General features: G+C 63.1%; 25 protein-coding genes. 4 read left to right on the top strand and 21 right to left on the bottom strand.

The features are described from left to right. The first annotated feature begins 46 nt into the window (after positions 1-46). Positions 47-220 (top strand): DUF1328 domain-containing protein, encoded by a 174-nt coding sequence (locus AC1RQ5_RS07910; RefSeq protein ID WP_398465249.1) that lies wholly within the window; start codon positions 47-49, stop codon positions 218-220. Between the two features lie 102 nt (positions 221-322). Here AC1RQ5_RS07910 and AC1RQ5_RS07905 read toward each other — a convergent pair whose 3' ends face one another. The 10 genes from AC1RQ5_RS07905 to phnG form a co-directional block, all read right to left on the bottom strand. Further along, positions 323-622, bottom strand: coding sequence for an HU family DNA-binding protein (locus tag AC1RQ5_RS07905; RefSeq protein ID WP_398480170.1), 300 nt, complete (start codon positions 620-622; stop codon positions 323-325). A 244-nt stretch (positions 623-866) separates the two neighbouring features. After that, the gene (locus AC1RQ5_RS07900) at positions 867-1,487 is read right to left on the bottom strand and encodes a pyridoxamine 5'-phosphate oxidase family protein (protein ID WP_398480168.1); all 621 of its coding nucleotides are present in this window, start codon (positions 1,485-1,487) and stop codon (positions 867-869) included. A 76-nt stretch (positions 1,488-1,563) separates the two neighbouring features. After that, positions 1,564-2,160, bottom strand: coding sequence for a phosphonate metabolism protein/1,5-bisphosphokinase (PRPP-forming) PhnN (gene phnN / locus AC1RQ5_RS07895; protein ID WP_493198083.1), 597 nt, complete (start codon positions 2,158-2,160; stop codon positions 1,564-1,566). Next, positions 2,157-3,311: an alpha-D-ribose 1-methylphosphonate 5-triphosphate diphosphatase gene (locus tag AC1RQ5_RS07890; RefSeq protein WP_493198081.1), complete on the bottom strand. Its 1,155-nt coding sequence runs from the start codon at positions 3,309-3,311 to the stop codon at positions 2,157-2,159. Before AC1RQ5_RS07890 ends, phnN begins: the two co-directional genes overlap by 4 nt. A gap of 10 nt (positions 3,312-3,321) precedes the next feature. After that, positions 3,322-4,020, bottom strand: a complete 699-nt coding sequence (gene phnL / locus AC1RQ5_RS07885; RefSeq protein ID WP_493198079.1) for a phosphonate C-P lyase system protein PhnL — start codon at positions 4,018-4,020, stop codon at positions 3,322-3,324. A gap of 7 nt (positions 4,021-4,027) precedes the next feature. Continuing rightward, positions 4,028-4,828: a phosphonate C-P lyase system protein PhnK gene (phnK, locus tag AC1RQ5_RS07880; RefSeq protein WP_493198077.1), complete on the bottom strand. Its 801-nt coding sequence runs from the start codon at positions 4,826-4,828 to the stop codon at positions 4,028-4,030. After that, complete coding sequence (locus tag AC1RQ5_RS07875) at positions 4,821-5,705, bottom strand: alpha-D-ribose 1-methylphosphonate 5-phosphate C-P-lyase PhnJ (protein ID WP_398480157.1); 885 nt, start codon at positions 5,703-5,705, stop codon at positions 4,821-4,823. Before AC1RQ5_RS07875 ends, phnK begins: the two co-directional genes overlap by 8 nt. Continuing rightward, complete coding sequence (locus AC1RQ5_RS07870; RefSeq protein WP_493198075.1) at positions 5,702-6,811, bottom strand: carbon-phosphorus lyase complex subunit; 1,110 nt, start codon at positions 6,809-6,811, stop codon at positions 5,702-5,704. The genes AC1RQ5_RS07875 and AC1RQ5_RS07870 overlap by 4 nt, the downstream gene beginning before the upstream one ends. 2 nt (positions 6,812-6,813) lie before the next feature. Then, the gene (gene phnH, locus AC1RQ5_RS07865) at positions 6,814-7,422 is read right to left on the bottom strand and encodes a phosphonate C-P lyase system protein PhnH (RefSeq protein WP_493198073.1); all 609 of its coding nucleotides are present in this window, start codon (positions 7,420-7,422) and stop codon (positions 6,814-6,816) included. Positions 7,423-7,424: 2 nt separating this feature from the next. Then, complete coding sequence (gene phnG, locus AC1RQ5_RS07860; protein ID WP_398480151.1) at positions 7,425-7,886, bottom strand: phosphonate C-P lyase system protein PhnG; 462 nt, start codon at positions 7,884-7,886, stop codon at positions 7,425-7,427. Positions 7,887-8,011: 125 nt separating this feature from the next. On the opposite strand from phnG, the gene phnF reads away from it, so the two are divergent. Then, complete coding sequence (phnF, locus tag AC1RQ5_RS07855; protein ID WP_493198071.1) at positions 8,012-8,743, top strand: phosphonate metabolism transcriptional regulator PhnF; 732 nt, start codon at positions 8,012-8,014, stop codon at positions 8,741-8,743. Here the strand turns inward: phnF and AC1RQ5_RS07850 are convergent, their stop codons facing one another. The 11 genes from AC1RQ5_RS07850 to AC1RQ5_RS07800 form a co-directional block, all read right to left on the bottom strand. Beyond that, a complete protein-coding gene (locus AC1RQ5_RS07850; protein ID WP_493198069.1) occupies positions 8,744-9,211 on the bottom strand; it encodes a nuclear transport factor 2 family protein in 468 nt (155 codons plus the stop codon). It abuts the gene before it with no gap. Between the two features lie 82 nt (positions 9,212-9,293). Then, entirely contained in the window at positions 9,294-9,749 is a 456-nt protein-coding gene (gene ybgC / locus AC1RQ5_RS07845) for a tol-pal system-associated acyl-CoA thioesterase (RefSeq protein WP_493198068.1), read from the bottom strand. 3 nt (positions 9,750-9,752) lie between these two features. Beyond that, entirely contained in the window at positions 9,753-10,121 is a 369-nt protein-coding gene (locus AC1RQ5_RS07840) for a type II toxin-antitoxin system VapC family toxin (protein ID WP_493198067.1), read from the bottom strand. Positions 10,122-10,127: 6 nt separating this feature from the next. Continuing rightward, positions 10,128-10,322, bottom strand: a complete 195-nt coding sequence (locus AC1RQ5_RS07835) for a type II toxin-antitoxin system VapB family antitoxin (RefSeq protein ID WP_493198066.1) — start codon at positions 10,320-10,322, stop codon at positions 10,128-10,130. Between the two features lie 59 nt (positions 10,323-10,381). Beyond that, complete coding sequence (gene ruvB / locus AC1RQ5_RS07830) at positions 10,382-11,428, bottom strand: Holliday junction branch migration DNA helicase RuvB (RefSeq protein WP_493198064.1); 1,047 nt, start codon at positions 11,426-11,428, stop codon at positions 10,382-10,384. Continuing rightward, positions 11,425-12,042, bottom strand: a complete 618-nt coding sequence (ruvA, locus tag AC1RQ5_RS07825; protein WP_493198062.1) for a Holliday junction branch migration protein RuvA — start codon at positions 12,040-12,042, stop codon at positions 11,425-11,427. The genes ruvB and ruvA overlap by 4 nt, the downstream gene beginning before the upstream one ends. Next, positions 12,039-12,563 (bottom strand): crossover junction endodeoxyribonuclease RuvC, encoded by a 525-nt coding sequence (gene ruvC / locus AC1RQ5_RS07820; protein WP_493198061.1) that lies wholly within the window; start codon positions 12,561-12,563, stop codon positions 12,039-12,041. Before ruvC ends, ruvA begins: the two co-directional genes overlap by 4 nt. A gap of 753 nt (positions 12,564-13,316) precedes the next feature. Then, positions 13,317-14,816 carry a glycerol kinase GlpK gene (glpK, locus tag AC1RQ5_RS07815; RefSeq protein WP_493198059.1) on the bottom strand — a complete coding sequence of 500 codons (1,500 nt, stop codon included), beginning with the start codon at positions 14,814-14,816 and terminating at the stop codon, positions 13,317-13,319. 178 nt (positions 14,817-14,994) lie between these two features. Beyond that, complete coding sequence (locus AC1RQ5_RS07810) at positions 14,995-16,197, bottom strand: FAD-dependent monooxygenase (RefSeq protein ID WP_493198057.1); 1,203 nt, start codon at positions 16,195-16,197, stop codon at positions 14,995-14,997. Between the two features lie 205 nt (positions 16,198-16,402). Continuing rightward, positions 16,403-17,173 (bottom strand): SDR family NAD(P)-dependent oxidoreductase, encoded by a 771-nt coding sequence (locus AC1RQ5_RS07805; RefSeq protein ID WP_493198055.1) that lies wholly within the window; start codon positions 17,171-17,173, stop codon positions 16,403-16,405. A 165-nt stretch (positions 17,174-17,338) separates the two neighbouring features. Beyond that, positions 17,339-17,881 (bottom strand): YkgJ family cysteine cluster protein, encoded by a 543-nt coding sequence (locus AC1RQ5_RS07800; RefSeq protein ID WP_398481980.1) that lies wholly within the window; start codon positions 17,879-17,881, stop codon positions 17,339-17,341. Positions 17,882-18,074: 193 nt separating this feature from the next. On the opposite strand from AC1RQ5_RS07800, the gene queE reads away from it, so the two are divergent. Continuing rightward, positions 18,075-18,707: a 7-carboxy-7-deazaguanine synthase gene (queE, locus tag AC1RQ5_RS07795; protein ID WP_493198053.1), complete on the top strand. Its 633-nt coding sequence runs from the start codon at positions 18,075-18,077 to the stop codon at positions 18,705-18,707. Continuing rightward, complete coding sequence (locus AC1RQ5_RS07790) at positions 18,707-19,072, top strand: 6-pyruvoyl trahydropterin synthase family protein (RefSeq protein WP_398481976.1); 366 nt, start codon at positions 18,707-18,709, stop codon at positions 19,070-19,072. Before queE ends, AC1RQ5_RS07790 begins: the two co-directional genes overlap by 1 nt. Positions 19,073-19,158 lie beyond the last annotated feature (86 nt).

Genomic DNA, 19,158 nt, shown 5'->3' with positions numbered 1-19,158 from the left:
CGCCGGAGGCTGGCGTTCCCGATTTGATTCAATCCGGAGCCATGCCATGACCCTGCTGAAATGGGCGCTGATTTTCTTTCTGGTCTCGATCGTCGCCGGCGTGTTCGGCTTCACCGGCATCTCCGCCGCAACGGCCGACGTCGCCAAGATCCTGTTCTATATCTTCCTCGTGATCTGCATCCTGCTGCTGGTGCTCGGCATCACGATCTTTCGAGCCTAGCGCGGCCCTTAGCCTCAAACGCAATCGGCGCGACATTGCCTGAGCAATGCCGCGCCGAGCGCAAATCAGAGCGGGACGACCGAACGGCCGTCCCAAAAATTCTTAGACCGCGTCCTTCGCAGCCTTGACCGGGCGCGCGCGAACGATCTTGCGGGCCGGCTTGGCCTTGAAGGTCATGGCTTCACCGGTGAACGGGTTGGTGCCCTTGCGAGCCTTGGTGGCCGGCTTCTTGACGACGACGAACTTGGCGAAGCCCGGAACGAGGAACACGCCGTTCTTCTTCAGCTCTTTGTAGCCGATGACGGCGAGGTTCTCGAGAACGCCCTTGACGTCCTTCTTGGTGAGTTCGGTGGTCTCAGCGATCTTCTCGATGAGCTGCGACTTCGTCAGTTGTTCTGCCATGTTGCACCTTTGCGTTTGCAGGAGTGATTCGGTGAACAGACACTAGCGGAATCGCCGAAAAAAACAGGCTTCCAATCGGCTCGGCCGCCGTTTTTCCCTTAAAAAATGATGTTTTTTGGCGCACAGGCCCCGATTCGACTTATACGGCAGGGATTCGGGGATCGCGCAAGCCCATTTCCTATGAATAAAGGGGCTGAGGGATTCGCGAACGTCCGGTCATCGCGAATACCCTCATAAGCCGCGGTTACCACATGGTCTGACGCGCCCGCTCGGGCCAGGCGCGGTCATATTCGACGCCGCCGACGCGGCTCTCGCTCATTTCCGCCAGGATCTCGCCGGGCGTCGGCAGGGTTTTCGGATCGACGCGCTTGTCCGGATTCCACAGATCGGAGCGGACGATGGCGCGGGCGCATTGGAAATAGATTTCTCCGACCGCCATCACGATCACCGTCCGCGGCGCCTTCTCGGTGACGGCAAAGGACTCCAGCAACGCGGGATCGTCGGACAGATGCGCCGTGCCGTTGATGCGCAATGTCGTGCCGGAGCCAGGAATCAGGAACAGCAGCGCCACACGCGGATCGCGCACGATATTGCGGAGGCTATCGACGCGATTATTGCCGCGGCGATCCGGCATCATCAGGGTCTTGTCGTCATGGATGCGGACGAAGCCCGGCAGATCGCCCCGCGGCGAGCAATCGAGCCCTTCCGGGCCGGATGTCGCCAGTGCCGCGAAAGGCGACACCTCGATCAGCCGGCGATACTGCGCCGTGACGCGATCGCCGACCTTGGCCGTGGAGGCTTCGCCAATGGCATCGAAACGGCCATAGATGGCTTCCAGTTGCTCGATGCTGTCGATCACCGCCATGGCCGTTTTCCCCTTCGCAGGGCGGATGAGCCAACCGTCATCCGCCGTTCTTTGTCCCATACGCTCGGCCGGCGGATTACGCCTTTGGCTCATCCGCCCTACGGCCCTTGATCGTCTCTATCAATTCGGCCGCATGCGCATCCGCCGCACCGACATTGCTGATCGTCACGTCCGCACCCGATGTCTCGACGCTGCGCTTGAGCCGATCACTGAGCGGTCCATCACTGGCGCGGCCACGCGCGGCCAGGCGTGCTGCGAGAACCTCAGGCGGCGCTGTAATCGAGACCACGACCACATCCGCATAGGCTGCTCGCAGGGCCGGAATGACCGTGCGCGAGATATTGGCAACCACGTTGCGACCGGCGCGGATCTCGTCGTCGATCGACCGCGGCAGCGCATAGCTCAATCCATGCGCGTCCCAGTCGATGGCAAAGGCGCCATCTTCCCTGGCGGCGCGGAATGCCTCAGGCGTGACTTGGACATTATTTTCGTGGGCGGACGCCTCGCGCGTCACCACGCGGCGGACAAAGACGACATCGTCGTCGTCAGCCAATCCGGCCTGCGCCAGACCTAGCAGCGTATCCTTGCCGGCCCCCGATGGACCGACGACCAGCACGAGCCGGCCGGGCCCGATCCTGGCGTCAGTCTCGGACATCGCTGCAAGGTCGGTCATGCCACGCGCTGCCCTTCCCGCCACACGCTGCGCACCACCGGCACATCATGGGCGACATGGACGCGGATCACATCGGCGCGCTTGCCGACGGCGATCTCACCGCGATCCATCAGGCCGACGGCTTCCGCCGGACGCTTGGTCACCGTGCGGACGGCGCTGGCAAGATCGATCGTCGGCACTTTTGTCGCCAGCTGCAGCGCGCCCATCAGGAGGCTCGACGGCACATAGTCCGACGACAGGATGTCGAGCATGCCTTCGCGGGCGAGATCGATGGCGGCGATATTGCCGGAATGCGAGCCGTTGCGGACCACATTCGGCGCGCCCATCAGGATGCCGATGCCGGCCTTGTGCAGGCCTTCAGCCGCTTCCAGCGTGGTGGGGAATTCGGCCACCGAGACCTTGTCGCCGACGGCTTCGGTCACGTTGTCATGGGTGGTGTCGTCGTGGCTCGCTAGCGGGATGTTGTTGGCATGGGCCAATGCCACGATCGCGCGCATATTGCCGGCGGCATATTGCTGCTGGCAGGCGAGGCGATTGGCGAACAGGATATCGAGCTCGGCGTCATTCTTGCCGCCCTTGCCGCGATAATAGGTGCGCAGCTTCTCCTCGTCGCGGAACTGGCGCTGGCCGGGCGTGTGATCCATCAAGGACATCAGCCGCACTTCGGTCTTGCCGAGGAGTGCCTTGGCTTCGTCCACGACCGATGGCATCGGAATTTCGCAACGCAGATGCAGGAAGTGCTCGACGCGCAAGAGATCGGCCTTGCCGGCATTGGCGATGGAATCGACCAGCAGTTCGGCATAGCTGTCGATGCCCTGGCTGGCGTCCTCGCAGCCGACGCGCACGGAGTCGAGCACCGTGGTGATGCCCGATGTGGCGAGCTGGCCATCATAGGACACCACGGCCGAGATCGGATCCCAGAACACCTTCGGGCGCGGCATGAAATGCGCCTCGAGATGGTCGGTGTGCAGTTCGACCAGACCCGGCATCACCAGATCGCCGCGCGCGTCCTCCGCACCGCGTGGCGCATCGCCCTCGCCAAATTCGGCAACGCGGCCATTCGCGAAGGCGATCCAGCCTTTGTCGATGACGCGGTCGGCCAGAATGATCTTGGCGTTGCCGATGACGGTTTCAGTCGATGAAGCGCTCATGGTCTCCCTCTCAGGCAGCGGCGGCAAAGGACGTGACGTCGATCAACCGGTCGGCGATCAGATGCCGCACTTCGTCGTCATGGACAATGGCCACCATGGCCACACCCGCACGTTTTTTCTCGGCGACGAGATCCACCACCACGGCGCGATTGGCCGCATCCAGCGAGGCGGTCGGCTCGTCCAGCAGCAGGATCGGCAGATCCGAGATGAAGCCGCGCGCGATATTGACGCGTTGCTGCTCGCCGCCGGAGAAGGTCGAGGGCGGCAACCGCCACAGGCGTTCACCGATATTCAGCCGCTTCAGCAGCGCTCCGGCGCGCACGCGCGCTTCCTCGCGGCCGACGCCGGCGTTGAGCAGCGGCTCGGCCACGACGTCGATCGCCGCCACGCGCGGAACTGCGCGCAGGAACTGGCTGACATAACCGATCGTGTCGCGGCGAACGCTGAGGATCTGGCGTGGCTCGGCGCTGGCGACATCCACCGATGTGCCGAGATGACGCACAATGATGGTGCCGCCATCGCAGCGATAATTGCCAAAGATCATTTTCAGGATCGACGACTTGCCCGCCCCCGACGGGCCGGACAGCACGACGCACTCGCCGGCATTCACGTCGAAGGTGACGCCATGCATCACCGGCAGATGAATGCCGCCTTGCAGATGCATCACAAAGGTCTTTTCGGCATTCCGAAGTTCGATCATCGCAGTCATGGTGTCCTCACGCCGGCAGGATCGAAGAAACGAGCAATTGCGTATAGGGCTCGCGGGGATCGTCGAGCACCTGGTCGGTGAGACCCGTCTCGATGACACGGCCGCCCTGCATCACCATCACCCGATGCGACAGCAGGCGCGCCACAGCGAGGTCATGGGTCACCACGATGGCCGACAGACCGAGTTCGCCGACCAATGAGCGCATCATGTCGAGGAGGCGCGCCTGTACGGAGACATCGAGACCGCCGGTCGGTTCGTCCATGAAGACGAGGCGCGGTTCGGTGACGAGATTGCGGGCGATCTGCAGGCGCTGGCGCATGCCGCCGGAGTAAGTGCGCGGCGCATCGTCGATACGCTCGGCCGAAATCTCGACACGCTCCAGCCAGGTCGTCGCGGTTGCGCGGATCTTGCCATAGTGATTGTGGCCGACGGCCATCAGCCGCTCGCCGACATTGGCGCCGGCGGACACTGCCATGCGCAGACCCATCGCGGGATCCTGATGCACAAAGCCCCAATCGGTGCGGAATAGCAGACGTCGCTCGGCCTCGCCCATGGTGGCGAGATCGCGCGTGATGCCGTCGCGCATGCGATAGGACACGCGGCCCGTGTTCGGCGCGAGCTGCGCCGACAGCAGCTGCAGCAATGTCGATTTGCCCGAGCCGCTTTCGCCGACAATGGCAAGCACTTCGCCCGGATAGAGCTTGAACGAGACATCGCGGCAGGCTTGCAGCTTGCCATAGGTCTTGCCGAGTCCCTCGGCGATCAGGATCGGCATGTCGTCCTGCAGTGTCGTGGTGCGATCAAGCATGACGGCTCTCCGCGAAAGGCGAGGCGTTCTCGCTGCCACGATGGCCCTGCGCCTGCCGTGTCTCGCAATAATCAGTATCCGAGCAGACGAACATGCGGCTGCCCTTGTCATCGGTGACGATCTCGTCGAGATACGAATCTTCCGCGTTGCACAGCGCACAGCAGGCCTTGTGCTTATAGGGCTCGAACGGATGGTCCTCGAAATCCAGCGACACCACCTTGGTGTAAGGCGGGATCGCATAGATGCGCTTCTCGCGGCCGGCACCAAACAGCTGCAGCGCCGGGCAATTATCCATCTTCGGATTGTCGAATTTCGGCGTCGGCGATGGATCCATCACATAGCGCGCGTTGACCTTCACCGGATAGGCATAGGACGTGGCGATATGGCCGAAGCGCGCGATGTCCTCGTAGAGCTTCACATGAATCAGGCCGTATTCGGCCAGCGCATGCATGCGCCGCGTCTCGGTTTCGCGCGGCTCCAGGAAGCGCAGCGGCTCCGGGATTGGCACCTGATAGACCAGCACCTGATGTTCGCCGAGCTTGGCTTCGGGAATGCGATGACGGGTCTGGATCACGGTTGCGTCCAGCGTGTTCGTCGTCACAGCGACGCCTGCTGTCTTCTCGAAGAATTTGCGGATCGAGATCGCATTCGTTGTGTCGTCTGAGCCCTGGTCGATCACCTTGAGCTGGTCATTGGGCCCGAGGATCGATGCCGTCACCTGCACGCCGCCGGTGCCCCAGCCATAAGGCATCGGCATTTCGCGTGACGCAAATGGCACTTGATACCCAGGGATCGCAATCGCTTTCAGAATGGCGCGGCGGATCATCCGCTTGGTCTGCTCGTCGAGATAGGCGAAATTGTATGTCGGCGCGTTCATTCCGCGGCCTCCTGCATGGGCGTCGGCACGTCATTGGCGTCAGCGAACTCCTTGCGCAGCTTTCGCAGCAGGCCGAGCTCGGACTGGAAGTCCACGTAATGCGGCAGCTTGAGATGTTCGACGAAACCGGTCGACTGCACATTGTCGGAATGCGACAGCACGAATTCCTCGTCCTGCGCCGGCGCCTTGATGTCCTCACCGAGCTCGCGCGCACGCAGCGCCCGATCGACCAGCGCCATCGACATCACCTTTCGCTCGGATTGCCCGAACGCCAGGCCATAGCCACGCGTGAAGCAAGGCGCTTCGGTCTCACTCCCCTTGAACTGGTTGACCATCTGACACTCCGTCAGGGTGATCGAGCCCAACGGCACGGCAAAACCGACATCCTCGGCGGCGAATTCGACTTCGACCTCGCCCAGACGGATTTCGCCGGCGAAGGGATGGCTGCGGCCATAGCCGCGCTGGGTCGAATAGCCTAGTGCGAGCAGATAGCCTTCGTCGCCGCGCGCGAGATTCTGCAGACGCAGATCGCGGTCCGCCGGGAAGTTCAGCGCATCGCGCGTGAGATCGCCGACGGGCTGTTCAGGATTTTCCGCTGGCGAGCGCTCGATCAGACCGTCGCGACCGAGAATATCGATGACGCGCGGCATGATACCTGGTTCGGCGTCGGCGACGACATTCGGCTGCTCCGGCGATCCCTCACCCATCAAGGATGGATCGAGCAAGCGATGCGTGTAATCAAAAGTCGGCCCAAGCACCTGACCGCCTGGCATGTCCTTGAAGGTCGAGGACACGCGACGACGAACCTGCATCTTCGCGGTATCGATCGGCTCGCTCGAACCGAAGCGCGGCAGCGTGGCGCGGAAGGCGCGCAGCAGGAAGATCGCCTCGATCATATCGCCGCGCGCCTGCTTGATAGCGAGCGACGCAAGCTCGCGATCATAGAGCGACCCTTCGGTCATCACGCGATCGACGGCGAGCCCGAGCTGGTTGGAGATCTGGTCCAATGACACTTCCGGCACAGCGCGATCGCCGCGACGCTCATGCGCCAGCAATCGATGGGCATTCTCGATGGCGCGTTCGCCACCCTTGACGGCGACATACATGCTCAGCCCTCCCGCGCGACAAGGCGCGTGGTACGCGGCAATGCCACGATGGATTCGCCGGACACCAGCAACAGATCGATGCCGCGCGGAAACCGCCGCGCATTCTCGGCCAACCGATCGATGATATCCGGCACGCCGATGGCTGCACGCAGGATCGTCACGCCATCGATGCCAGGACCGCTCAACTCATAGGCCGGACCCTCGCTGAGGCTTGCGATCTGCAGCACGATCGTTGTGGAGCGATCGGGATATTCGGGCGTGCCGAGCGCAAAGCGATCGAATTCAGGAAGCTTGATGGGATCAGCGATCACAGCGAAACTGGACGCCGCCGCGTCTGAGATCACCGGCGCGCTGGTGTGAAACTTGATCCATTTGGCGACATCTTCCGATGCCGCGAGCTTCTCATCGAGCCACACCGGCGTATCCTGATCGAACAGCGTCAGGGCGATGGCTGCAGCGCCGCGCATCATCGGCGCCGGCACGCCGGACACGGCACGAATGAGCTGCACGCTGCCCGGACGCGCCATCGCGTCCATCACGGTACGGAACGTGGATTGCGCCGCGATCACCTTGTCGGCAAAGCCGGCCGGCATTTCTGCAATCGTCGTCATGATCATCCCTCCCCGCGCACGAGCGTGTAGAAATCGACTTTGGTGGCCGCCGTTTCCGCAGCCTTGCGCTTGCGCTCCGCCGCAACGCGCGCACGCAGCGGCGTCAGGACTTTCGCTTCGATCGTTTCGGAAAATTGCGATGTCTGGATCAGCGCATCGCACAGCGCGATCAGCTGCGCCTTGGCGCCGTCGCGACCGAGCGTGTAGCCGAAGCCGACCTCGCCAGAGCTGAGCCGCACCGCGGCACGCGACACCGTCGCCTCGCCCAGATTGAACGGCGCGCCATCGCCACCGATCCGGCCGCGCAGCATCACGAGGCCATTTTCCGGCGCGCGCAACTGTTCGTGATCGGGCACGGCGATATCGTCGAAATGCCGGGCGATGTCGGCCGTCGGGCAGTGCCCGAGCACGCCCATCGCTTCCTGGCGCCGCGCCTGTAGATCGTTTGAAGGGGCCTGCATCATGTCACCGCCGCTCGACAAGTTGTATGATTTACTAGACAACTTTATAGGAGGAGGCAATGACCGTTTCGTGACAGTGACATGATTTTTGGGTATCCCTGTTGCGACGGACATTCAGGGACTGATTTGTGACCATTCAAGACAAGCCGACCGGCGTGGCTCTATGGCGACATGTGGCCGACGGGATCGAGCGCGGGATTGCCGACGGACGCTTTACCGCCGGCGAAAAACTGCCCGGCGAAACCGAGCTGGCCGATACCTACCGCGTCAATCGCCACACGGTGCGTCGCGCGCTGGCGACCTTGGCCGAGCGCGGCATGGTGCGCGCCGAGCGTGGCAGCGGCACGTATGTGGAGGCGCCGAAGCTCGCTTATCCCCTGCGCTCGCGCACCCGCTTCTCGGAGAACGCGCGCGCCGGCGGCCGCGAACCGGCTGGCCAGTTGATAGGCGCCTGGGACGATGTGGCGACGCGCGAACTGGCGCGGCAGCTTGGCCTCAAGACCGGCGCACCGCTGATCCGCCTCGAGGCGCTGCGTCTCGCCGACAAGACGCCGATCTGCGTCGGCACCAACTGGCTCTCGGCCGAGCGGTTTCCCGATTTCGGCAAGGTCTATGAGCGCGTGCGATCGATGACCAAGGCGCTGGCGCATTACGATATCAAGGACTATCGCCGCGCCTCGACCCGCGTCACGGCAGGCATCATCGACGCCACCGATGCGACGCGGCTCGGCGTCGCGCTGGGGCGGCCGATCCTTGTTGTCGATTCCCTCGATGTGGATGCCGACGGCACGCCGCTGCATTTCACGCATTCGCGCTTCGTGGCCGAACGTGTCGAATTCGTGATCGACAGCGAGATTTGATCAGAACGGATCGGTGCCGAGGCCGGGGACATCCGCGGGACGCGGGCCCGGCGCCGGCCACAGGAAGCGGCGATCCTTCTCGGTAATCACGGTGTCATTGATACTCGCCTCGCGGCGGCGCATCAGGCCGGCTTCGTCGAATTCCCACTGCTCGTTGCCGTAAGAGCGATGCCAGGCGCCGGCGTCGTCGTGCCATTCGTACTGGAAACGCACGGCGATACGGTTGTCGCTGAAGGCCCAGAGATCCTTGATCAGGCGATATTCGTGTTCTTTCGCCCATTTGCGGGTGAGGAATTCGACGATCGCGGGGCGCCCCTGGAAGAACTCGCCGCGGTTGCGCCAGACCGAGTCCTCGGTATAGGCCAGCGAGACCTTCACCGGGTCACGCGAATTCCAGCCATCCTCGGCCATGCGGGCCTTCTGGGCGGCGGTTTCGCGGGTGAAGGGCGGGAATGGCGGGCGAGACATCGGGCACCTCAGGTTCGATTTTTTACTGAAGTGTAGTCCGGAATGACGAAGAGTCGATGGCGTTTCGTCTATCGGCCGATCACTAAACCTGATCAGCCTTCATGGCGATGCGCAGCGCCTTCGGGATCGGCCGCGCGCGACCGCCGGAAACGAAAGCGACCTTCACCTTGGCTTCGAGCAGCAGGTCTTCGCCACGGCGCACTTCCTGATGCAGCGTGATAGAGGCGCCCTTCACATCGAGCGGACGCGTCAGCACGTCGAGCAGGTCGTCCATCTTGGATGGCTTGAGAAAATCGAGCTGCATTGCGCGGACGACGAAGGCAAAGCCCGGCGCTTCGCTCTCGGCTTCGGCGAACAACGCATGCTGGTCGGCGCCGAGCAGTCGCAGATAATTGGTCCGCCCGCGCTCCATGAAGCGCAGATAATTGGCGTGATAGACAATGCCGGAGAAATCGGTGTCTTCGTAATAGACCCGCACCTGCATGCGGTGAACGCCATCGGCGATGGCGCCGTCGAGATGAGTCACGGGAGGCAACATCGCTTACCGTTCAACTGCAATTGAGAGCCGCATCGCAGCATCGTGCAAACGCCTGTCGCGCGTCAGAAGCCTGGTTTCGGACATCTTCGCGACCGACGCGAGCAGATGAGCATCAACATAGCCTATGCCCGAGCCCGACAGATTACCGTGTTTTATCAATTGCAGGACCTCTTCAGAACTTGCGACGGGTGCCTGCGGCAGGTCTCGCAGATCACTCATGAGATTGTCAAAATCGGACACATGCCCAAGCGCCAACTCACCAATTATAAAAGGATGAATAGCAACGCTACCGTCCCCGAGCAATTCACCGAACCAGGGATCTTCCTTACGGATATGATCGACCCAAATCGATGTATCCGCCAGAATGAGCATGTGACATCAATAAGGCGGACGGCGGCGGGGTGCGGCCCATGCGTCGGGCATCGTGCCACCGAGCTTGGCGAGACGCCGCCCAGCTTCTATCCGGACATAGGACCGCAGCGCTTCCTGGATAACGGCAGCCTCTTCCTCCAAGCCAGTGAATTCACGGGCCTTCGCAAACAACTCGTCATCGATCGCGACTGTCGTTTTCATCTGCATCATCCCTTGGACGAGCAGAGACTAACATAGATTGCAGGTGGCTTCCACATCACTTACTCGTCCTCGCCGCCAAACAGCCCCGCCTGTCCCATGTCCCGTTTCGGCTCCGCCAGTCCCAGATGCTTGAACGCATGCGATGTCAGCAATCTGCCGCGCGGGGTGCGCTGGAGATAGCCGCACTGGATCAGATAGGGCTCGATGATGTCCTCAATGGCATCGCGCGGCTCGGACAAGGCTGCCGCCATGGTTTCGACGCCGACCGGGCCGCCGCCATAGTTCATGGCGATGGTGGTGAGATAGCGGCGGTCCATCGCGTCGAGGCCGGCGCTGTCGACTTCGAGCGCGCTGAGCGCATGATCGGCGATCTTGCGATCGATGGCGGCCGCATCGGCAGCGGAAGCGAAATCGCGGACGCGGCGGAGCAAGCGGCCAGCGATACGCGGCGTGCCGCGGGCGCGGCGGGCGATTTCGTTGGCGCCTTCGGGCGTCATGCCGATCTGCAAGACACGGGCGCCGCGGGTGACGATCTTTTCGAGTTCGTCGATGGTGTAGAAGTTCAGCCGCAGCGGAATGCCGAAACGATCGCGCAGCGGATTGGTGAGCAGGCCCGCGCGCGTGGTGGCGCCGACCAGCGTGAATTTCGCCAGCTCGATCTTCACCGAGCGTGCCGCCGGGCCTTCACCGATGATGAGGTCGAGCTGAAAGTCCTCCATCGCGGGATAGAGCACCTCCTCGACATTCGGGCTGAGGCGATGGATCTCGTCGATGAACAGCACGTCGCGTTCTTCGAGATTGGTGAGGAGCGCGGCAAGATCGCCGGCCTTCGCGATCACCGGTCCTGACGTCGCGCGAAAACCGACGCCGAGTTCGCGCGCGACGATCTGGGCCAGCGTGGTCTTGCCGAGGCCGGGCGGACCGACGAACAATGTATGATCCAGCGCCTCGCCGCGCTTGCGGGCGGCGTCGATAAAGATCTGCAGATTGGCGCGCGCCTGCGCCTGACCGACAAAATCGGACAGCGCCTGCGGACGCAGCGCGGTGTCGCCGACATCATCGGAGCGGCGCTCGGAACTGATAAGGCGATCAGGAGGCGTGGTCACTTCGCCAGCTCCTTCAACCCGAGGCGAATGAGCATCGCCGTTTCGGCGCCCTCACCTGCACTGCGCGACGCGCTTGCAACAGCAGCTGCCGCCTGTGGCTGGCCATAACCGAGATTGACGAGCGCGGAAATCGCATCGCTGACCGCGCGTGGCGCGTTGTCATCGGCGACGGCGCCTGCGAGCTGGGCGACGACACGATCGACGGAGGCGAAGGCTGGTGCCTTGTCCTTCAATTCCGAGACGATGCGCTCGGCCACTTTCGGGCCGACGCCTGGCGTGCGCGCGATCGCAGCCTTGTCGCGCAGCGCGATGGCATTGGCGAGTTCGGCCGGCGGCAGTGTCGAGAGCACGGCAAGTGCCACACGGGCGCCAACGCCCTGCACGGTCTGCAGCAGGCGAAACCATTCACGCTCCATGTCGGAGCGGAAGCCGAACAGTTTTATTTGATCTTCACGGACATAGGTCTCGATCGAGAGCACAGCGGCTTCGCCGGCCTGCGGCAAAGCCTGCAGCGTGCGCGCGGAGCAATGCACCTGATAGCCGACGCCCTGCACGTCGAGGATCACATAGTCCTCGCCATAGGAATCGATGAGGCCCTTGAGCTTGCCGATCATGCGCCCACCGCCTTGCGCAGCATCGCGCTGGTGCGGTGATGCGCATGCGTGATGGCGATGGCCAGCGCATCGGCCGCGTCCGCGCGTTTGAATTCGGCCTTGGGCAGCAGGATTTTCAGCATCACCTGGATCTGGTTCTTGTCGGCATGGCCGGCGCCGACCACCGTTTTCTTGACGAGGTTCGGCATATATTCGGCGACATCGATGCCGAACATCGCCGGCGACATCATGGCAATACCGCGCGCCTGGCCGAGCTTCAGCGTCGCCGCACCGTCCTTGTTGACGAAGGTCTGCTCGACGGCGGCTTCCGTCGGCTGAAATTCGTGCAGCACCTTGGTGAGGCCTTCATGGATGCCGAGCAGGCGGATGGCCAATGGCGCGCTCTCCGGCGGCTCGACCGATCCGCAGGCGATATAGACCAGCCGGTTGCCTTCGGATTCGATGACGCCCCAGCCGGTGCGGCGCAGGCCGGGATCGATGCCGATGATGCGAACGGGTGCGCGAATCGAGGACACGGTCATGTGGCCTTGATAGCCGCGGGCCTGAGCGAACGAAATAGAAGCGCGGGAGCCTGAGGCATCTGTCCCCTTGTGGTGACGCACGAATACGCGATCTCGCGGCGCCCTGGGGGCGTCCGAGGTGTGAGCATTTCTCCCCTCGCAACATGAGGGGAGGCGGCACGCCGTAAGGCGCGAAGGGTGGACTGATCGCTGCCCGTGCAAGCTGGGTCGCCAGCAAGCCCAAGCCGCGCAACGCCTTACGGCGCGCCACCGCGACGTTCTATTGGCCGAAGGACCGTTCTTCCGGGTACTGGGCGCTTCCATTGAAGCCATCCGACAGGTTTCCCTGCCTTCGCCCGCACCACGTCCAGCCGCGCTATAGCGGCAGACCCCCGTAGTGGGGTCGGACGGTTACCCCCGACCACCCGAGTGCGAAGGTTACGTCCACCTTCACCCGCAGGCGCCGCATCTCCTTCCGCTCCAAGACGCCTTATGAAGCGCCCCCTCACGAAAAAGACGAGCGGGAGTATGAAGGGGTGAGGAATTTTGTCAAGAACAAAAAAGGAACGACAGAGAGATAGCTCGCTTTCTTTCCCTCCCCCAAGCCGCGAAGCGGCGCAGCGGGGAGGGTGGATCGAAGCGAGCGTCCAGCGAGCTTCGAGACGGGTGGGGTGCTTCCACAAACTCTGACGTCACGCGGGGAGAGACCCCACCCGGCGCTACGCGCCACCCTCCCCGCTGCGCGGCTGCGCCGCTTGGGGGAGGGAAACCAAGTCACCCCTGCCCGGGATCGCTGGCCAACACGCCTCTCACCGCTTGCGCCCACCCCTTTAGCTTTCGCGTCCTTGTCGCTTCGCTCATGGCCGGCTTGAAGCGACGCTCCAGGCGCCAGTTGTCGGCGAATTTGGCCGGCTCGGGGAACACGCCCGCCTTGAGCCCGGCGAGATAGGCAGCACCCAGCGCGGTCGTCTCCTGGATCATCGGACGATCCACGGGCGCATCGAGCAAGTCGGCGAGCCGTTGCATGGTCCAGTCCGAGGCCGTCATGCCGCCATCGACGCGCAGCACGACATTGGCCGTGCTGACATCGGGCCAGTCGGCGCGCATGGCCGCATAGAGATCGCGGGTTTGATAGCAGACGCTTTCGAGCGCAGCATGCGCGAGCTCTGCCGGGCCGGTGTTGCGCGTGAGGCCGAACAGCGCGCCGCGCACATCGGGATTCCAGTAGGGTGCCCCCAGGCCGACAAAGGCCGGCACCAGATAGACCGATTGCGACGAGTCATTCCTGTCGGCGAGCGGGCCGCTTTCGGAGGCGCTCTTGATGATGCCGAGGCCATCGCGCAGCCACTGTACCGCGGAGCCGGCGACGAAGATCGAGCCTTCCAGCGCATAAGTGCGGACGCCCCCCAGCTGATAGGCCACGGTGGTGAGCAGCTTGTGCTTCGACACCACCGGCGTGGTGCCGGTGTTGAGCAGCGCGAAACAGCCGGTGCCATAAGTGGACTTGATCATGCCCGGCGCAAAACAGGCCTGCCCGATCGTCGCCGCCTGCTGATCGCCGGCAATGCCGCCAATCATGATATTGCCACCGAACAGATCGGTGCTGCCGAAATCGGATGACGAGTCCTGCACCTTCGGCAGCATCGCACGCGGCACGCGGAGCAGCTTTAGGAGCTCGTCATCCCATTCGCCGGTATGGATGTTGAACAGCAGCGTACGCGACGCGTTGGTGGCGTCGGTGGCGTGAACCTTGCCGCCGGTGAGGCGCCACAGCAGATAGCAATCCACCGTGCCGAACATCAGCTCACCGCGTTCGGCGCGGGCGCGCGCGCCGGGGACGTGATCGAGAATCCATGCGACTTTGGTGCCGGAGAAATACGGATCGATGATCAGGCCGGTGCGCTCGGTGATGAAGGGCTCCCGTCCGTCCGCCTTCATCTGTGCGCAGATCTCCGCGGTGCGGCGATCCTGCCAGACGATGGCGCGATGCACGGCATGGCCGGTAACGCGGTCCCAGACCACCACTGTCTCGCGCTGATTGGTGATGCCGATGGCGGCGATGTCCCTGGCGCTGACCTTGGCTTTTGCCATGGCCTCGCGGCAGACCGAGAGCGTCGACGACCAGATATCCTCGGGCTCGTGCTCGACCCAGCCGGAGGCCGGGAAATGCTGCGGGAATTCCTGCTGCGCGATGGCCGCGATCGAGAGGTCCGCGGCAAAAATCATCGCGCGCGACGATGTGGTGCCCTGATCGATGGCCATCACGAATGACATGGAGGTTTCTTCCCGGGTGGTTGCTTATGCGTGCAGGCAACCGGATCGGGGGGAGAAGGTCAAGCCGGTGCTATGAGCTTCCAACTGTCGTCGCCCGGCTTGACCGGGCGATCCAGTATACTCGGACCGCTCGGTGTTTACTGGATCACCCGGTCAAGCCGGGTGACGACAACGGAATTCACATCGCCGGCACTGACATCACCACCAGCGCACAGCCCACCAATGCCAGTTCGCCCGGCAATGTCTCGCGGGCGCGGCGGACGATGCCTTCGCCGAGACGGCCGAAGAAGCGGATCCAGCGCTGCATGCGCCAATACAGCGAATTCTCCAGCGTCACCGCGCGCAACGTAAACGCCTTTTTCTTCGCCCAGGCATCGCAGTCAAGCTTCAGCGGGTCGCTGTAATATTGCGCGATCTTGTCGGCACCCATGCCCGGAGACGCCAGCCAGTTCGGAATATGTACATTGCAGAGCTGCACGACATCGGTGAACACCTTGTCGGTGCCGCAGCCGCTGCCGGGGCATGGCGAGGCGAAGGCATCGCCGACGAGAACGATGCCGGGCTGCACCACATTGTCGCTCTCATAGAGATCGATCGGACGAATTTTGACGTCGCCCGAAATCGTGTAGTCGCCGATCAGCGCACGCAGTTTCGGCAGGCACTCATCCAGCGCCGCTTCCGGCGTGCGGCGCATCGCGCGCACCCAGGGATCATTCGCCTCGCGATAGACGAACAGATTGCCGCGCATGGTCGCGCCAATGGGAAACAGCGTGAGATAGGCGGTGCGATGGCGGGTGGCTTCGGCGAAATAAGTCAGCGCGGGGAATTCGAATGTGTCTCGATCTTTTGGCGCGATGTCGAAGCCGACCGAGATCGAGTGGCACGCCGAGATGACCGGGCGGCCGATCTTCAACTGATCGCGCAGGCCGACGCTGGCGCCATTGGCCAGCACCACGAGACGCGCGGAAATATCTTCGCCGGTGGACAGGCCGATGGTCTGCCGATCATCGGAGGTGCGGATCGAAACGGCTTTTGCATAAATCGTCTCCACCGAAGACGAGATCTCGCCGCGCACGGTGTTGACCAGCGTCTCATAGAGGAAGCCGTGCTGCTGGCTCGGCCGCTTGTCGATGACGCGGCCGAAGCGGGCGAGCCAGATTTCATGATCGTGAGTTGCGGCGTTGAACACGGCATCAAGCAGGCCGGTCTTCGACAGACGATCGATCTGCGGCTGGCCGCCGATCTTCTCGCAGCGCAGTTCGGGCGGATGCAGGCGATGCGGCTCGATCAGAATCGCGGACACGCCGGCGCGGCCGAGCATCGCTGCCGCGGTCGAGCCCGCCAGGCCCCCACCAATGATCGCGATATCCGTCTGCCGCACGGGACCTCTCCGCCTGCGACATCCGTGCACCTGAAATCTTAAAAATCGGGAAAGGATTGCGGCGGGTGGTGAGGAGGTACCGCGGGAATTTGGTTTCGGGAGATTTCCTCCTTCGTCATTGCGAGCGCAGCGAAGCAATCCAGAAAACCAAGCGAAAAAGAACTGGATTGCTTCGTCGCTTCGCTCCTCGCAATGACGACGGAGATTACACCGATGCCGTGGTCACGCCGCCGTCGATGACGATGGTCTGGCCGGTGGTGAAGGTGGAGACGTCCGAGCTGAGATAGGCCACGGCACCTGCGATCTCATGCGGCTCGCCGATGCGGCGCAGCGGCGTGTTGGCGGTGCGCTTCTTCAGATTGACCTCGTCTTCCCACAATGCCTTGGCAAAATCGGTCTTCACCAGGCCCGGCGCGATGCAATTGACGCGCACGCCTTTCGGCCCCCATTCGCCGGCCAGGCTGCGACACAGCGCAAAATCCGCGGCTTTGGAAATGCCGTAGGCGCCGATCACCGTGGAGCCGCGCAGGCCGCCGATCGACGAGATGATCACCACCGAACCCTTGCCGCGTTCGGCCATGGCCGGGATCGCCTTGGCGCAGAGCCAGATATTGCTCTTCACATTCGAGCCCATGATCTTGTCGAAGGCTTCGTCACTGATATCGAGCAGCGGACCGTAATAGGGATTCACCGCGGCATTGCAGACCAGGATGTCGATGGGGCCGTAATGCTTGACGGTGCCGTCGATCAGCGCCTCGACCTCGTTTTTGCGCGCGATATTGCAAGCGATGACATGGGCATCGCCGCCATTCTTGCGGATGCCTTCGGCGACCTCTTCGCAGGCATCGGCCTTGCGGCTGGAAACGACGACCTTGGCGCCGAGCTGGGCCAGCAATTCCGCCGAGGCGCGACCGATGCCGCGGCTGGAGCCGGTGATGACGGCCACCTTGCCGGTAAGGTCGAATGGATTTGTCACGGATGTTCCTCCTTGTGGTTGGAGGGCATTGTGGGGATGGAGGTCGAGCGGTCAAGCGCAGACGTAGGATGGGTTGAGCGCAGCGAAAACCCATCGTTCCGTCGTCGCGGCAAACTCCGCCGATGGGTTTTCGCTCCGGCGCTTCGCGCCTGCGCTCAACCCATCCTACGATTTCCCGCTCGCCACCCGCGTCGCGATGTAATCTTTCCCCTTGGCCGTAAAGGTCTCACGGATGATGAAACCATCCGCCGGCGACATCGGCCCGATCGGGACCGGGCCTGTCGGCATGATCAGCGTGGCATTGCTACCGACGAAGATCAGGAGATGCCGCCGCTCCTCCAGCAGCCTGGCCGACCAGGCGATCAGGCCGTTCAGCATCGGCTGCTTCTGCCAGGCCGAGGGCGCGCCGGGATCGACCTGGCCATAGATGAAGCCGGTGGTCGGATAGACCGAGAACACGATCTTGGAATGCTCGGGCTTCCAGGCCTCGGCCATCTCATGATCCTGCACCCAGACGCAATCGAAGGCGCGGCATTGCTGCGGGCGGGTGTCGTAGATCTTGCAGCCGGAGCCGATGGCGCAGTGCTGGCACCACTTGCCGGCCACTTTCGGCACCTCGTCGATGCGGTAGACCTTGCAGCACATGGTGCAGGTTCCGCAGGCGCGGGTGGTGGCAGCAGTGTCTGGCGTGACGAGCGAAGCCTGCATAGGTATCCGGATGCGACATTTTGACGTGATCTCATCGAGCAATGTCGGTCGCACATCAGTGCTGCAATTGACAACTTGGTGATCGACCGGGACATCCACCGCTGCGCGTGCTAAGAGCCGGCGCTCACCCCATATGGAACCGAGACCGATCCCCGGCCGCTTTGGCTTGTGGGACGTTTGCAGAGCGAAATCATTGAGTTACGCGGTCAAAGAGATTTTCCTGACGCTGCAGGGCGAAGGCGCCCATGCGGGCCGCGCCTCCGTGTTCTGCCGCTTCACCGGCTGCAATCTCTGGACCGGGCGCGAACAGGACCGCGCCACTGCCACCTGCCAGTTCTGCGACACCGATTTTGTCGGCATGGACGGCACGCTGGGCGGCCGTTACGCCACCGCCGCCGCACTGGCCGATACGATCGCGGCGCAATGGGTGGGGCCGAACGACAACCGCTATGTGGTGCTGACCGGCGGCGAGCCTTTGCTGCAGGTCAACGACGCGCTGGTCGCCGCCTTGCATGAGCGTGGCTTCGAGATCGGCGTCGAAACCAACGGCACCGTGGCGCCGCCAGCGGGCATCGACTGGATCTGCGTCTCGCCGAAAGCCGGCGCCGATCTCGTCATTCGCGCCGGCCACGAATTGAAGCTGGTCTATCCGCAGGCCACCGCCATGCCGGACAGGTTCGAGCAACTCGCCTTCGAGCGATTCTCGCTGCAGCCGATGGACGGGCCGGATGCGATCAGCAATACCGCGCAGGCGGTGGACTATTGTTTGCGCCATCCGCAGTGGCGGCTGAGCGTGCAGACGCATAAGACACTGGGTATTCGATAATGTGGGAACTGACGAAATCGTTTCGCTTCGAGGCAGCGCATGCGCTGAACTATACGACGCTCGGCGAAGCGAGCCTGGAAATCCACGGCCATTCCTTCCGCGCGGAAGTGACGATCCGCGGCGAGCCCGATCCCGTCACCGGCATGGTGGTGGATTTCGGCCTGCTCGACCGCGGCCTCGATGATCTCCGCAAGACGCTGGACCACAAGTTCCTGAACAAGATCGAGGCGATCGGCATTCCGACGCTGGAAAATCTGTCGCGCTACATCTGGGACCGCCTTGCCGACAAGGCACCTCTGGTCCGTGTCGGCGTGTTCCGCGACAGCTGCAATGAGAGCTGTGTGTATTTCGGGCCGAAGACGTAGCAGAGGAATCGTACGGCGGATGAGGCGAAGCCGTCATCCGCCGTTCTTCGTCACATACGCTCGGCCAGCGGATGACGCTACGCTCA

The sequence above is a fragment of the Tardiphaga sp. GW821-FHT12E02 genome (genome assembly GCF_058807155.1).
The sequence above is the reverse complement of the archived record's forward strand: the minus strand, read 5'-3'. Positions and strand labels throughout refer to the sequence as shown.

What these genes read in the sequence shown, in the direction of transcription:
- AC1RQ5_RS07910 (WP_398465249.1), top strand. Translation starts at nt 47, where the DNA reads ATGACCCTGCTGAAATGGGCGCTGATTTTCTTTCTGGTCTCGATCGTC.
- AC1RQ5_RS07905 (WP_398480170.1), bottom strand. Translation starts at nt 622, where the DNA reads ATGGCAGAACAACTGACGAAGTCGCAGCTCATCGAGAAGATCGCTGAG.
- AC1RQ5_RS07900 (WP_398480168.1), bottom strand. Translation starts at nt 1,487, where the DNA reads ATGGCGGTGATCGACAGCATCGAGCAACTGGAAGCCATCTATGGCCGT.
- phnN (WP_493198083.1), bottom strand. Translation starts at nt 2,160, where the DNA reads ATGACCGACCTTGCAGCGATGTCCGAGACTGACGCCAGGATCGGGCCC.
- AC1RQ5_RS07890 (WP_493198081.1), bottom strand. Translation starts at nt 3,311, where the DNA reads ATGAGCGCTTCATCGACTGAAACCGTCATCGGCAACGCCAAGATCATT.
- phnL (WP_493198079.1), bottom strand. Translation starts at nt 4,020, where the DNA reads ATGACTGCGATGATCGAACTTCGGAATGCCGAAAAGACCTTTGTGATG.
- phnK (WP_493198077.1), bottom strand. Translation starts at nt 4,828, where the DNA reads ATGCTTGATCGCACCACGACACTGCAGGACGACATGCCGATCCTGATC.
- AC1RQ5_RS07875 (WP_398480157.1), bottom strand. Translation starts at nt 5,705, where the DNA reads ATGAACGCGCCGACATACAATTTCGCCTATCTCGACGAGCAGACCAAG.
- AC1RQ5_RS07870 (WP_493198075.1), bottom strand. Translation starts at nt 6,811, where the DNA reads ATGTATGTCGCCGTCAAGGGTGGCGAACGCGCCATCGAGAATGCCCAT.
- phnH (WP_493198073.1), bottom strand. Translation starts at nt 7,422, where the DNA reads ATGACGACGATTGCAGAAATGCCGGCCGGCTTTGCCGACAAGGTGATC.
- phnG (WP_398480151.1), bottom strand. Translation starts at nt 7,886, where the DNA reads ATGATGCAGGCCCCTTCAAACGATCTACAGGCGCGGCGCCAGGAAGCG.
- AC1RQ5_RS07850 (WP_493198069.1), bottom strand. Translation starts at nt 9,211, where the DNA reads ATGTCTCGCCCGCCATTCCCGCCCTTCACCCGCGAAACCGCCGCCCAG.
- ybgC (WP_493198068.1), bottom strand. Translation starts at nt 9,749, where the DNA reads ATGTTGCCTCCCGTGACTCATCTCGACGGCGCCATCGCCGATGGCGTT.
- AC1RQ5_RS07840 (WP_493198067.1), bottom strand. Translation starts at nt 10,121, where the DNA reads ATGCTCATTCTGGCGGATACATCGATTTGGGTCGATCATATCCGTAAG.
- AC1RQ5_RS07835 (WP_493198066.1), bottom strand. Translation starts at nt 10,322, where the DNA reads ATGAAAACGACAGTCGCGATCGATGACGAGTTGTTTGCGAAGGCCCGT.
- ruvA (WP_493198062.1), bottom strand. Translation starts at nt 12,042, where the DNA reads ATGATCGGCAAGCTCAAGGGCCTCATCGATTCCTATGGCGAGGACTAT.
- ruvC (WP_493198061.1), bottom strand. Translation starts at nt 12,563, where the DNA reads ATGACCGTGTCCTCGATTCGCGCACCCGTTCGCATCATCGGCATCGAT.
- glpK (WP_493198059.1), bottom strand. Translation starts at nt 14,816, where the DNA reads ATGTCATTCGTGATGGCCATCGATCAGGGCACCACATCGTCGCGCGCG.
- AC1RQ5_RS07800 (WP_398481980.1), bottom strand. Translation starts at nt 17,881, where the DNA reads ATGCAGGCTTCGCTCGTCACGCCAGACACTGCTGCCACCACCCGCGCC.
- AC1RQ5_RS07790 (WP_398481976.1), top strand. Translation starts at nt 18,707, where the DNA reads ATGTGGGAACTGACGAAATCGTTTCGCTTCGAGGCAGCGCATGCGCTG.